9 protein-coding genes are annotated in these 13718 nt (G+C 70.9%); 4 read left to right on the plus strand and 5 right to left on the minus strand.

Translation table 11 applies throughout. From position 1 onward, the window contains the following. Positions 1 to 144: 144 nt before the first annotated feature. Complete coding sequence (locus ACIRPT_RS28100) at positions 145 to 1560, plus strand: DEAD/DEAH box helicase (RefSeq protein ID WP_403831968.1); 1416 nt, start codon at positions 145 to 147, stop codon at positions 1558 to 1560. Between the two features lie 329 nt (positions 1561 to 1889). Further along, entirely contained in the window at positions 1890 to 3761 is a 1872-nt protein-coding gene (gene ggt, locus ACIRPT_RS28105) for a gamma-glutamyltransferase (protein ID WP_403831970.1), read from the plus strand. Positions 3762 to 3836: 75 nt separating this feature from the next. Here ggt and ACIRPT_RS28110 read toward each other — a convergent pair whose 3' ends face one another. The 5 genes from ACIRPT_RS28110 to ACIRPT_RS28130 form a co-directional block, all read right to left on the minus strand. Continuing rightward, positions 3837 to 5744 (minus strand): ArnT family glycosyltransferase, encoded by a 1908-nt coding sequence (locus ACIRPT_RS28110; protein WP_403831972.1) that lies wholly within the window; start codon positions 5742 to 5744, stop codon positions 3837 to 3839. Between the two features lie 73 nt (positions 5745 to 5817). Then, positions 5818 to 6870: an NlpC/P60 family protein gene (locus ACIRPT_RS28115; protein ID WP_403831974.1), complete on the minus strand. Its 1053-nt coding sequence runs from the start codon at positions 6868 to 6870 to the stop codon at positions 5818 to 5820. A 75-nt stretch (positions 6871 to 6945) separates the two neighbouring features. Further along, positions 6946 to 7428, minus strand: coding sequence for a poly-gamma-glutamate biosynthesis protein PgsC/CapC (locus ACIRPT_RS28120; protein WP_403502392.1), 483 nt, complete (start codon positions 7426 to 7428; stop codon positions 6946 to 6948). Further along, positions 7425 to 8762, minus strand: a complete 1338-nt coding sequence (gene pgsB / locus ACIRPT_RS28125; RefSeq protein WP_403831976.1) for a poly-gamma-glutamate synthase PgsB — start codon at positions 8760 to 8762, stop codon at positions 7425 to 7427. Before pgsB ends, ACIRPT_RS28120 begins: the two co-directional genes overlap by 4 nt. 1 nt (position 8763) lies before the next feature. Further along, positions 8764 to 11100 (minus strand): HAMP domain-containing protein, encoded by a 2337-nt coding sequence (locus ACIRPT_RS28130; protein WP_403831978.1) that lies wholly within the window; start codon positions 11098 to 11100, stop codon positions 8764 to 8766. A 410-nt stretch (positions 11101 to 11510) separates the two neighbouring features. Between ACIRPT_RS28130 and ACIRPT_RS28135 the strand changes: the two genes are divergently transcribed. Together ACIRPT_RS28135 and ACIRPT_RS28140 are read left to right on the plus strand one after the other, a co-directional pair. Then, on the plus strand, positions 11511 to 12770 hold the full coding sequence (locus tag ACIRPT_RS28135; RefSeq protein ID WP_403831981.1) for an alpha/beta hydrolase family protein: 1260 nt from the start codon (positions 11511 to 11513) through the stop codon (positions 12768 to 12770). A gap of 189 nt (positions 12771 to 12959) precedes the next feature. Next, complete coding sequence (locus ACIRPT_RS28140; protein WP_403831983.1) at positions 12960 to 13700, plus strand: class I SAM-dependent methyltransferase; 741 nt, start codon at positions 12960 to 12962, stop codon at positions 13698 to 13700. Positions 13701 to 13718: the final 18 nt, after the last annotated feature.

Genomic DNA, 13718 nt, shown 5'->3' on the forward strand with positions numbered 1-13718 from the left:
AGGGTCGGACTGTCACTTCGTGTTAGCCTCAAACGTTTGGACGGCCGTGACAGCCGACGACTCCGTCCGTGCGGTTCCCCTTGTTCGTCGGCTGCTCGTTCCTGCCGGGCCTTCCTCGGTACGTTCCCCTGCGGAAGGCTCTTCATGAACCCCCCGGACCGCCTCGGCACCTCGCACGGCAATCTCACCCGGCCACAGACCCCCACCCCGAGGGTGTCCCCGGTCGGCTCGTTCGCCGACCTGGAACTGCCTGCCGAGCTGCTGCGAAAGCTCACCGAGCTCGGCGTGCGCGAGCCCTTCCCCATCCAGGCAGCCACGCTGCCCAACGCTCTCGCGGGGCGCGACGTCCTGGGTCGCGGGCGCACGGGGTCGGGCAAGACGCTCGCCTTCGGCCTGCCGCTGCTCGCGCGGACGGCCGGGCGGCGCGCGGAGCCGAAGCACCCCCTCGCCCTGATCCTGGCGCCTACCCGGGAGCTGGCTCAACAGGTGGCCGAGGCGCTCGCCCCGTATGCCGACGCGCTCCGGCTGCGGGTGGCCACGGTCGTCGGCGGCATGTCGATCGGCCGGCAGGCCGCCGCGCTGCGCGACGGGGCCGAGGTCGTCGTCGCCACCCCCGGCCGCCTGCACGACCTCATCGAGCGCAGGGCCTGCCATCTGGGACGGGTACGGATCACCGTCCTCGACGAGGCCGATCAGATGTGTGACATGGGCTTCTTGCCGCAGGTCACCGAGGTGCTCGACCAGGTGCACCGCGACGGCCAGCGGATGCTGTTCTCGGCCACCCTGGACCACGACGTGGATCAGCTGGTCCGCCGCTACCTCCACGACCCCGTCGTCCACTCGGTCGACCCGTCCGCGGGCGCGGTCACGACGATGGACCACCACGTGCTGGTCGTCCACGGCCCCGACCGGTACGCCGTCGCGACGGAGATCGCCGCCCGCGACGGCCGCGTACTGCTGTTCCTGGACACCAAGCACGCGGTCGACCAGCTCACCCGGCATCTGCGGGCCAGCGGAGTGCACGCCGCGGCCCTGCACAGCGGCAAATCGCAGCCGCAGCGCACACGGACCCTTGCGCAGTTCAAGAACGGCCAGATCACCGTCCTGGTGGCGACCAACGTCGCGGCCCGTGGTCTGCACGTCGACGACCTCGATCTGGTGGTCAATGTCGACCCGCCCACCGATCCCAAGGACTATTTGCACCGCGCGGGCCGCACTGCCCGGGCCGGCGAGTCCGGCCGCGTCGTCACGCTGGTGCTGTCGAGCCAGCGCGGCGAGATGAGCCGGCTGATAGCGGGGGCCGGCATCAAGCCGACGATCACCAAGGTGCGCTCGGGTGAGGCGGAGCTGAGCCGGATCACCGGAGCCAAGGCCCCCTCCGGCACCCCGCTCGACGGCGGGCCCGGCGCGCGCCCGGCCAAGAACACCAATACCCCCTTCCGCGGCCTGGGCACCAGCAAGGACGCCTCCCGTGGCACCGGCAGCAAATCCCGCAAGGCCGGCGAGGCCCGTAAGCTCGCCGAGGCCCGCAAGGCGGCCCGGGTGCGCCGCGGCTACTGAGAGCCGCTGCCGCGACAAGCCGCAGCATGGAGGCGGACGTTGGGGCTCCGGATCCATCTCGAGTGGTGTCGTTGTGTCCCCCGACAACCACCGCTTCGGGCTGACCGGCGGGGCCCGTGGCGGTGTCGGTGCACCGCGGCCAGAAACCGCCGAGGAGTGTAACTCCGCAGGTGGCGGCCAGGAGTTCAACGAGGTTGCGTCTGCGCCGTACGCTACTGAGCGGGAACCTCAGATGTAGCGCAATTAATGCCACCGTCCGTTGCCGTGGCGATGGCCTCCTGCGAAAGTTTCCGCAGTCGCAGCTCCTGTAGTGCTACCAGGAGGCATTCATGCCTGTCCGCCGCACCGTGGTCGCCGCCACTTCCGTAGTGGCGATCGCCGTCCCTCTGGTCTTCTCCCTCAACGCCCGCGCCCAGCCAGGCACCGGCACCTCGGCCCCAGCCGCCGCGGCCGCGTCGGAATCCGGACTCAAGCCACCCGCCAAGGAATCCGTCGCCACCGGCAGCGGCGGCGCGGTCTCCAGCGTCAATCCCTACGCCTCCAAGGCCGGCATCGAAGTGCTGCGCCGCGGCGGTAACGCCGTCGATGCCGCCGTCGCCACCGCCGCGGCCCTGGGAGTCGTCGAGCCGTACTCGGCGGGTATCGGGGGCGGCGGCTACTTCACGTACTACAACGCCCGCACCGGCAAGGTCAGCACCATCGACGGCCGCGAGACCGCCCCCGACCGTATGCAGTCCGATGCCTTCATCGACCCGTCGACCGGCAAGCCCCTCCCCTTCGACGACGCCGTCAACTCCGGCCTGTCCGTGGGCATACCGGGCACTCCGGCGACCTGGCGGAAGGCGCTGCACGACTGGGGAACGATCTCGCCGGCCAAGGCCTTGCGTCCCGCCACCCGGATCGCCGACGACGGCTTCGTGGTCAACGACGAATTCCGCGCCCAGACCGAAATGAACGAGAAGCGCTTCCGGAACATCTCCTCCACCGCGAAGCTCTTCCTGCCGCACGGTCAACTCCCGGTCGTCGGAACGCGCTTCCGCAACCCCGACCTCGCCCGTACCTACCGGCAGCTCGCTCGCGAGGGGATGGACTCGCTCTACCGGGGCGGGATCGGGCGCGATGTCGTCCAAACGGTGCAGCACCCGCCCGTCGCACCCGGCTCCGATGCGAAGGTACGCCCCGGCCTCATGGAAGCCGGCGACCTCGCCAAGTACACCGCGCTGCGCCGGGAGCCCACCCACACCACCTACCGCGGCCTCGACGTCTACTCGATGGCGCCCTCCTCGTCGGGTGGCACCACCGTCGGCGAGGCGCTCAACATCCTGGAGAACTTCCACCTGTCCGCGGCCGACCGGGTCCAGGCGCTGCACCACTACCTCGAAGCCAGCCGTATCGCCTTCGCCGACCGCAACCGGTGGGTGGGTGACCCGGAGTCCTCCGACGTCCCCACCAAACAGCTGCTGTCGAAGACGTTCGCCAAGGACCGGGCCTGCCTGATCAGCCCCACCTCCACCCTCACCAGCCCCGTCGCCCCCGCGGATCCGCGCCGACCCGGTAACGGTTGCACGAAGGGCACCGGCACCCAGGAGCAGTACGAAGGCCCCTCGACCACGCACCTGGTGGCCTCGGACCGCTGGGGGAACGTGGTCTCCTACACCCTCACCATCGAGCAGACCGGCGGTTCCGCCATCACCGTGCCCGGACGCGGCTTCCTGCTCAACAACGAGCTGACCGACTTCAGCTTCACTCCGGTCTCCAAGGGCGTGCCCGACCCGAACCTGCCCGGTCCCGGCAAGCGTCCGCGCAGCAGCATGTCCCCCACGATCGTTCTGAAGAACGGTCACCCGCTGATCGCCGTCGGCTCACCGGGCGGCGCCACGATCATCACGACCGTGCTGCAGACCCTGGTCAACCGCGTGGACCTGGGCATGACGTTGCCCCAGGCGGTCTCCGCACCACGGATCTCGCAGCGCAACCGTACGGACACCGAGGCCGAGCCGGCGTTCCTCGAGTCCCCCGAGCGCAAGGCACTGGACGGGCTCGGCCAGCACTTCGTCGTGGCCCCGAAGGCCTTCACGCCCTCCCCGGAGATCGGCGCCGTGGCCGCCCTGGAGTTCCTCTCCGACGGGCGCACCCAGGCGGTCGCCGAACCGAAGCGCCGAGGCGGCGGGTCAGCGATGGTCGTACACAAGGCCGGCTAGCGCTCGTAGCAGCTGTCGGTCCTCAGGCCCGGGTGGAGCCCACCCGGGCCTGAGGCATGCCGCGGCTTCGCCCCCTCACGGGGCGCAGTCGTAGAGGGTGAAGCTGCCGTCCGATATTCGGCCGTAGGCGCGCGACGGGACGCGGGTGCAATTCCGCTTCACCCAGGCCGTTGCCGGTGTGGACGGGCGGCGACTGGTCAGCAGGGCGTAGCGGAGTTGGCGGGCCGAGACCAGGGTGGGCAGTTGCTGGGCGGTCGGATACGGGGTCAGGCCGGTGAAGCCGCCCATGACCAGCACGGGTTGGGAGGTGGCGCGCAGCAGGGGCTCGGCGCCGTAGGCGGCCTGGGTGGCGAGGAGGTACTTCTCGCGGGACCGGTGCGCGGTGAGGTAGTTCAGCAGCGCGGCGTCCCGTGTGGAGGGGGTGTTCAGGGAGGTGGGGCGGGGCCTGTGCCGGTGGTGGTGGCGCATGTCGAGGTAGCCGGGGCCGACCGGTCCGGCCATCGGCGACATCTGGGAGCCGCCGTACCGCGGGTCCAGGCTGGAGGTGGCCCAGACGGCGGGGGCGAGCAGCGCGGACGCCAAGCCCGCCGCCAGGGCGCTGCGCACCGCCCGGCGCGTGCTGCGCGGCCCGCAGGACCACAGGCCGACGGTCCCGCACAGGCCGAGCATCAGCACCACCGGCAGCAGCCAGGGCGCGAACCTGCCGTGCGGCGCGTCAATGACCACGGCCCACAGTGCCGTCAGCCCGATCGCGACGGGCAGCGCCGGCCTGCGCGGGCCGCCGGCGCGGTATTCGGCCCGGAAAAGTGCCACTCCGCCGCCGGTCAGCGCGGCCAGGGCCGGGGCGAGTACGGCGGTGTAGTAGCCGTGGTTGCCGTTGGAGGTGCTGAACACCACGACGTGTACCGCCAGCCAGCCGCCCCAGAGCAGGTACCCCGCGCGCGGCCCGTCCGTGCGCGGCTGCCCCGTACGCCACAACAGGCCCAGCACCAGGGCCAGTACGGTGACCGGCAGCAGCCAGGCGATCTGTGGGCCCACGGTGTGGTTGACCAGCATGCTCCAGCCGGTGTTGCCGGTGGTGCGGCTGGCGGCGGTGCCGGCGACGGCACCCAGCGCATGCGGGTCCTGGCCGAAGCGGCTCAGCCCGTTGTACCCGAAGACGAGGGTGAAGGGGTTGTTGTTGGTGGTCCCGTCGGCGTAGGGGCGGTTCGCGGCGGGCGTGGCCCACACCAGCAGCAGCCAGGAGCAGGAGACGACGAGTGCGGTGCCGCCGGCCAGCAACAGCCGCCGTACCCGGTCCCACCGCGAGCCGGGAGCGGCCAGTTGGTACACGGCGGCGAAGACCGGAAGGACCAGCCAGGCCTGGAGCATCTTCGCCTGGAAGGCGAGTCCCACCCATGTCCCGCAGAGGAGGAGCGGCAGCAGCCTCCCGGTGCTGATCGCCTTCTGCAGCGATCCGGCCGCGAGGACCAGCAGCAGGACGAGCAGGGTGTCCGGGATGGTGTGGCGGTTCAGCGCGACGGTGATCGGGGTGAGGGTGAGGACCAGCGCGGCGAGCAGCCCGGCCGGTGCGCCGGCCCAGGCACGCACGATCCGGTGCAGCGCCCAGACGGCCAGCACGCCCTCCAGTGCCTGGGGCAGTGCCGCCGCCCAGTCGTACGGCCCGAAGAGCTTCACGGAAAGGGCCTGCGGCCACAGCGCACCGGGGATCTTGTCCAGGGTGATCGAGCCGCCGGGGTCCAGCGCGCCGTAGACGAAGGCGTGCCAGTTCGCCGCCATCGACCGCACGGCCGCGCTGTAATAGGGGTGCACCCCGGCATGGTCGATGCCCCAGGTGTAGAGCACCGTTGCCATGGCCAGGATCAGCAGTAGGGTCCACAACTCCCAGTGACCGAGGGCCTGTTGACGCACGGCGGCCAGCCGGCCGGCTCCGGTGGGGTGGGAGCGGTCCGTGGCGTCCCGGGTGACGGGGGCGGTGGCCATGACGGGGCCTCTCAGGAGCGTCGGGCTGTGGGCGATCGGGGGGCGTCGGGCGGGAGGGTGCGGGCCGGCGGTTTCACAGTCGGCGGGCCATACGCAGTCCCTGGGCGTAGAAGCCGTCACCGTCGAGGGTCGCGCGGCCGGCGAGGTCGCCCATGGTGGGGCCATTGGCCTTCGAGCGGCTGGAATAGAAGCGCGGATGCCCGTTGTCGTCCGGCCCCAGGTAGATGCCGCAGTGGTCGATGCCGTGTGGCCTGCCGATGTCGATGGCGAAGAAGACCAGGTCCCCGGGTTGCAGCAGGCCGATGTCGGTGGGCCTTCGGCCGGTGTCGGGGATCAGCAGTACGCCGGGGGCGAGGCCGGCGATGGCGTAGGCCCGGCGGGGCAGCCCGGCGCCCCGGGTGTTGGTGGCGTGCAGGGGGTATCCCATGCGGTATCCCCAGACCAGGCGCATGAAGCCGGAGCAGTCGACGTCGCCGTAGCGCTCCTTCTCCGGGTCCTTGCGGGTGCCGTCCGGGAAGGTCCAGGGGATGCCGAGGTAGTCGTAGAAGTCCGACTTCTCGTCGCGGTAGTGGAACGACGACGGCGACTGCCCGGCCACTCGTGGCCCGAAGGCGGCATTGCCCGCGTAGCGCAGGCCGGATGCGTCGCGGCGGTCGGGTGCCGCGTCGCCGTACTGGAAGGCCGTGCCGATGACGTCGGGGCGCCGGTCGCCGAGGACCTTGGGGAACCATTCGTGGAACCACCGGGTGTGCTCGTGGCCCTGCCGCCAGCCGTCGGGCAGCAGCCGTACCCAGGCGTTGCTGTGCACCACCGCGCTGGTGGTGCGCGGCTCGCTCCAGGTGCGGGTCGGGCCGGTCAGCAGTGCGGTGCGCGCGCCGTCGGTGAAGGTGGCCAGCACGCGGCCGTCGGCGGCACGGACCACCGTACGGGCGGGCGTCCGGTGGCGCTCGAAGCGGTAGCCGCCGGTCGGCACCGCGAAGTCATCGTGCGGCTTGCCGGCACGCTCCTGTTGGAAGTGGTGCCGTGCGTATGCGCCGATCGCTCCGGCGGTGACGGCCAGGCCGGCGACACCGCTCAGGACCTGACGACGGCTGGGGCCGCGGCGCGGGGTGGGGTCGGTGCTCATGGTGACCTCCTCGACGTACGGACGGGCGGACGGGCGGACGGGCGGGCGGTGGCGGACTCGTACGGTCCGGCCTGGTCAGCCGGCGGGCAGTGCCCCCAGCAGCAGTCCGGCGACGAGCACCACATACGTGCCGAGGGTCACCGCGGTGGTGGAGATCGCGGTGGCCGCCAGCGGCTGGCGGATCAGCTGATAGGCGATCAGGCCGGGCACGATGAAGCCCAGGGTCTGTGTGGTGTACAGGAGCGGGAACTCGTGCTGGAGCGCGAGCATCACCGTGGCCTGCAGCACCACCGCACACAGGACCACGGCGGCGAACAGCCGCTTCCCGTAGAGGATCACCTGGCGCTGCAGGACCTTGGTGGCGAAGTAGGTGAGCGCCGTGACGCCGATCATCAGTGCGGCCCGGCCCGCGTCGGTGACGAGGGTCAGCGCCAGCCAACCGGGGGTGATCATGCCGCCGGGAGAGAGGTTGGTGGTCAGATAGCACACCAGTGAGAAGACCAGTCCGAGGGCGATCCCCAGTGCGGCTGTCTCCGGCGTGACGGTGACGGGGATCATGAGGGGTTCCTTGTCGGGTCGTTCGGGGCGTGGTGGCCGGCGGAGGCGAGGTTGGGGAGATGCGGATCGGGCTCCGGGCCGTTCAGCGGCGCCACCCAGCTGTACGGCTCCGGCTCGGGCGGGTGCGCGAGGGCGGGTGGTTCGCCGGTGTCGTCCGCGTCCAGCTCGCCGAGGTGCTCAAGGAACAGTTCGCCCTGGCCGTGGATGTTGCCTATGGCCACCAGCGAGGAGTCCGGGCCCAGTTCGGCGAGAAGGGCGTGGGTCAGCTCGCCCGCGTCACGCCGTTCGCCGCCCAGGTCCACCACGCGCCCCGATGACCAGCCCAGGGGGATGCCGTCGCGGGCGCTCTTGGTGGGGTGCCCGATCAGGAAGACGGTCTCCGGGTTCAGATCGGGGACGATCGCTCCCATCTGCCCGTTGCGTTCCACCCGGTCCGGGCGGCAGTTGATGACCACGTTGAGCGGGCGGCGGATCGCGCCGAGCTCCTCCAGCTGACGGATGTTCATCAGTGTCGACTCGGGGTCGTTGGCCGCGAAGACATTGGCGAAGCGCAGCCGCTTGCCGTCCGGCGTGCGGTAGCGGTCGACGGAGAGCACGCCGGGGTCGGGCGGCGCGTCCCACATGCCGCGCAGCGCGGTGTGCCGGTCCACGCCGAGCAGTTCCGCCACCGCCAGCGCGATGGCAACGTTCTCCTTGAAGGTGAACCAGCTGAACCCGCGCAGTTCCTCGTCGGTGACCGACTCCGGATCGACCGCGATCAGGCGGCAACTCCGCTTGTCGGCCTCCTCCTTGAGGATGCCCAGCCGCTCCCGCTCGGCGGTGACGCAGATCCCGCCGACCGGCATCGACCGGCAGAGCGAGCGGGCCACATCGTCCAGCGTGGGACCCATCTCCTCGAGGTGGTCCTCGCGGACATTGCACAGCACACCGATCGTGGAGCGGATCAGCTTCTCCTGGTTGACTTCCTGGAGTGCGGGCATCACCGCCATGCACTCGATCACCAGCGCGTCCGGCCGGTACGCCGCCGCGCGCCGGACGATGCCTATCTGCTCCACGACGTTGGCGATGCCGAACTTGCGGTACACCGGTTCCTCGGTGGCGTCCGGATGGATGAACCGGGCCGCGGTGCCGGTGGTCTTGGCAACGGTGACCAGGTCGCCGCCGCGCAGCGCCCCCGCGCACAGCCGGGTGATGGAACTCTTGCCGCGAATGCCGTTGACCAGCACCCGAGTGGGGATCTGTGCCAGGGCGGCGTAGTGACGTCGCTGTTCCAGCACGCCGGAGACCAGCAGGGCCGTACAGCTCAGCAGCAGCACAACATAGAGGAAGAGCACGTCAGTTGATCCTTTGCGACCCCGGCGCACTTTCGCACCGTGACGACTGGGCAGAGGCAGAGGCCGGGTTGGCGCCATCGCCACGGCCTCGATCCGCGAGCGCCTGCCGGAGCAGTTCCAGGCTGCGGGTAACCGAGCCGCACTCGTCGTGGTGGACTGGGTACAGCACCGTGCGACGGTCGCCGTCGGCGAGCCGCTGCGCACATCCGGCGAGGGCGCGCAGCGGCCTGACCACCACGATGTGCAGCCAGCCCAGGCAGGCGATGCCTGCGGCCAGGGCGAGCAGCCCGGCCAGCATGGTGCGGGACTGGGCTTGATAGGCCGTCAGTTTGAGGGCCATGGCGGGCTCCGCCGAGACCACCCGCCAGTCGAGTCCGGCGGCACGTCCCGTACGTGCCAGGGGCGCGGCGGCCGCGACCGACGGGCCGGCACCCGGCGTGGTTTCCGCGCGCAGTACGGTCGACACCGGGCTGCCCGCGTTCCCGGGTGCCGCCTCCGTCTTGGCCACCAGGCGGGTGAAGCCCTGGCTGGGCAGCGCTTGGAAGGCCTGGAACCCGACGCTTGCCGCGAGGACCCTGTGGTGCTCATCGGTGAGCCAGACGCTGCCGAGCCCCGGCCGGGACAGCAGGCTGTTCAGCGCGTTCACATCGATCTCGGCGAAGAGTACGGCCGGGGCCGCATCCCTGGCGGTTCTGGCCGACGGGATCTGGGCGTAGGCGGCGATCGAGGGGATCCTGCCCGAGGTGTTGACCCGGGTGATGCCGCTGCCGGTCGGCGCATGGACGAGGGTGCGCAGCGGCTCCTCGCCGACCCGCGTCAAGATGGCGCCGGTGTGGTCCAGCACATACAGCGAGCGGTACTTGGCATGGCCGGCCAGTGCGCGCCGTAGCACGTCCGCCGTCCGCTCCCGCGACTGTCCGGAGAGGGTTGTCGCCACCGTCGTGAGGTCGGTGTAGCTCTCGTCGAGGGACTGACGCACCCGGTCGGCGGCGGCCTCGGTACGTGCCTGCTGGTCGGCGACGGTGGCGGCCGGTACCGCCTTGCCGGCCTGCACACGGTTGACCAGGAACAGCAGCGGCACCCCCCAAGCGGCGATCAGCAGTGCGCAGATGAGGATCACGGACCGGACGCCGGGGCGCCGACGCACCGGCCGCACCGACTCCGGTTCCGACTCGCCGAGCAGTTGGCGGCGCATCGACTCCAGCGCCCGGCCGACCGTGCCCAGCTCGCCGAGCGGGGGAACCGGCACCGGCCGCGACAGTTCCTCCCGCGCCTCGGGGGTCTCCGCGGCACCCTTGGCCAACCGTGCGGCGGACAGGTGGAGCCGTAGCAGCGGGCGCTGCACGGCACCCCACAGCGCCACGGTGACCAGCGCGGCGATCACCACCAGCACGGCCGCGGCCACGAGGGCGAACCGGGTGTAGTCGGGGCCGCCCTTCGCCGGAGGCACGTCCCTGAACGTGAGGACCGTCAGCCCCAGGCCTGAGGTCTCGTCCTTCCCGTCCGCCTCGGCGACCGATGCCCAGCCCGCGACCCTGCGCAACCCGTGGTGGCTGTCACCGAGCAGGCTTCCGGCGCTGCCGGCGGTGCGGGGACCGGCTTTCGCGGCGTTCGCCACCGCGGTGAGCAGATGGTGAGCGCCGGTGTCGCCCCGGACCGGGCCGCCATCGGCAGTGGTGGCGAGCACCTTCCCGTTCCGGTCGAGCAGTTGACCGGTGCGCCCGCCCCCGTACGCCTGCGGGGCGAGGAGCTTTTCGGAGACGACCAGCAGGAAGGCGCGCTCGCCGCTCCCCGGGCCCTCGTTCAGGTCCGGTGCCTGGTCGGCGTTCTCGTCCTTGTCGTGTCCCCGAGCGGGCACGGTCACCCTGGCGAAGAGCAGCAGCCGGGGCGTGCCGTTCGCGGAGGTGACCAGCCGGGGCGCGATCTCGCCGGCATCGGACCGCGCCAGGGCGGCCACATCCAGGCCGGTCAGCGGCACGGGTTCGCCGCCGGCCGCCAGCCGCTTGCCGGTGTCCGGGGCGAGCAGCACACCACCCTGTACGGAACGTCCGGCTGACGACCGGGCCGGCGGAAGGGACTTCATGACCTGTGCCGGAGTGCTGCCGGCGGCGGGTGTGACCGAAGCCGTGGTGCGGCGCAGCGCCGTGGCCCTGGCGTTGACGGAAGTGGCGACCGAGAGGGCGGCGTCGGCGGCGATCTGGCGTTCCGCGTCGCTCACGGCCTGGGGTACATCGTGTTGGTGAACAGTGCCGAGTCCGACTGCGAAGAACGCGGCGACCACCAGCAGCGCGCAGAGCAGTGCGGCGATCGGTGGGCGGACGCCTCCGAGGAGGGGCATGTCAGCGCGGCGTCGGGTGCGATGCCGACGGGGCGCACGGGCAACCGGGTGCAGGGCAGGCGTCCTTTCGGCACAGGGGTATCCGTGGCGAAACTCGCGGTATGAGCAAGTCCCCTCGCGATAAAATCACAAAATCATTCGCACTTCGTTCCCGCATACGTGCACAGGTGCAACCGCTACGCCCAACCCGGGTCAGGGCGAGGTCGCTTGCCCGCTCCCACCCCCGGGCGAATAGGCGTGGGCCGTGCCACCAAGACACCTCCTCACCTCACCGTCTGCGTGCGCGCGACAACTCCCCGCATACGCCGGGGCGTTGTGTTGGCCGAGGCGAAATCCGGTGCCGAACACCGCTACGATGTGCGGCTATTCGCCGGACACATTTGCGATCGCCACCATGGAGAGGGCTGCCCATGAAGCACGCACGGAGACGACCCCGCAGCCGGATGCGCGAACGGATCGCCGGTACCACAGGAGCGCTGGCCGTCGTGCTGGGCGCCGGGATCGGCCAGGCCGCCGCTGCCGGGAAAACCACATCGCCGCACACGGCAAAGACGGCGCCTCTGGGCACACCGGACGCCGCCCCGGGCGGGCTGACGCTCCCCGCCCCGACCGGGCACTATTCCGTCGGGATGGTCAATCTCCACCTGCGCGATGCGAAGCGCACGGATCCGTGGACGCCCGACAGCCGGCCGCGCGAGCTGATGGTGTCGCTCTGGTATCCGGCGACACAGACCGCCGGCCATCCCGCCGCACCTTGGCTGGAATCCGCTGCCGCCACGCACTTCCTGACCAGCCGGGGCGTATCGCCGAACGCGGTCACCCTGCCCACCACCGCCGGGCACACCGGCGCCCCGGTGGATCCCAAGGCCGGGAAGTTGCCGGTGCTGTTGTACTCGACGGGGCTGCACTCGGACCGCGCGACGGGCACCGCGCTCGCCCAGGACCTGGCGAGCCGCGGCTACCTGGTCGTCACTCTCGACGACACCCACGATGACGGCGAGGTGCAGTTCCCCGGCGGACGGCTGGAAGTGAACACCATGCCGCCGGGCACCCACGCGTCCCACACGATCGCCGTCCGTGCCGCGGACACCCACTTCGTCATCGACCAACTGGCCGCTATCGCCGACGGCCGCAACCCGGACGTGGACCACGCACCGCTCCCCCACGGGCTGTCCCACGCGGTGAACATGAACCGGATAGGCATGTTCGGTGCTTCCCTCGGCGGTGCAGTGGTGCCGGAGGCCATGCACGTGGACCCCAGGATCCACGCCGGCGCGAACCTGGACGGTCAGTTCTTCGGCCCCGCGAAAACCCGCGACCTCAACCGCCCCTTCCTGCTGTTCAGCTCCCAAAACCACAATCGCAACACCGATGGCAGCTGGGCAACCTTCTGGAAACACCTGCACGGCGAGCGATTCGACCTGAAGCTGCTCGGCTCCCAGCATCTGTCCTTCATGGACTACGAGGCTCTCTGGCCCCCGATGGCCGGCCCGCTAGGGCTGTCCCCCATGCAACTCGTCCAGATGTTCGGCACGATCGCTCCCGACCGAGCCATCGAGATCCAACGCACCTACCTCGCGGCCTTCTTCGACAAGGAACTGCGCCACCAGCACAGCCCCCTGCTCGACGGCCCCTCCCGCCACTTCCCGGAACTCACCTTCGTACGCTGACTCGATCGACGGACCGGACGCGCGGCGCGGCTCGTCGCGTCGCGTCGCGGTCCGCAGTGGGATCCGGCGCCGAGGACACTAGGGCTCGTCCGGCGGATCATAGGCCGAGCCAGGGCCGGACCGAAGCGAGGGCCGGCCAGTGCCCTAATCGTGTTGACCGCCCCCGGCAGGCAGTGCTGGAGTCGGCACGTGGACAGCATCCCCGCCAACCGGCGGCTCTGGAACCAGATCAGCAGCGCCTACCAGCACAAGCACGACCCGCAAATCGGCGCCACACCCCGGCTGTGGGGCATGTACTCCATCCCCGACGCGCACCTGCACGCCCTGGGCGACGTCACCGGCAAGCGCGTCCTCGAACTCGGCTGCGGCGCCGGCCAGTGGTCCAGGGCGCTCGCCGCCGAGGGCGCCACCGTGGTCGGGCTCGACCTGTCCGAAGCCCAACTCGCCGCAGCGTCCCGCGCGATGGGAGCGGCCCGCTACCCGCTGGTGCAAGGCGCCGCCGAACAACTCCCCTTCGCCGCCGACAGCTTCGACCTGGTGTTCTGCGACTTCGGTGGGCTCAGCTGGGCGCCCCCGCACCTGGCCGTCCCGCAGGCCGCACGCGTCTTGGGTCGAGGCGGGCGCCTGGTGTTCAACGTCGCCAGCCCATGGTTCGAAGCTTGCTACGACGAAGCCGCCAGCCGCGTGACCACGACCCTGCAGCAGGACTACTTCGGGCTGAACACCATCGCCGAAGGCGACGGCGCGACCAGCTATCAGCTCACCTACGGCGACTGGGTCAAGGTCCTGCGCGGCGCGGGTCTCCTCATCGACGACCTCATCGAGCCGCGGCCCGAACTCGGAACACCCAACGGCTACAACGAAACCGACCCACCCGACTGGGCACACCGCTGGCCGGCGGAACTGCTCTGGGTAACCCACAAACCGTGAGTTCCGCCGCGCCGAGGT

Origin of the sequence: Streptomyces sp. NPDC101227 (genome assembly GCF_044767545.1) — a bacterium.
Taxonomy (GTDB): domain Bacteria; phylum Actinomycetota; class Actinomycetes; order Streptomycetales; family Streptomycetaceae; genus Streptomyces.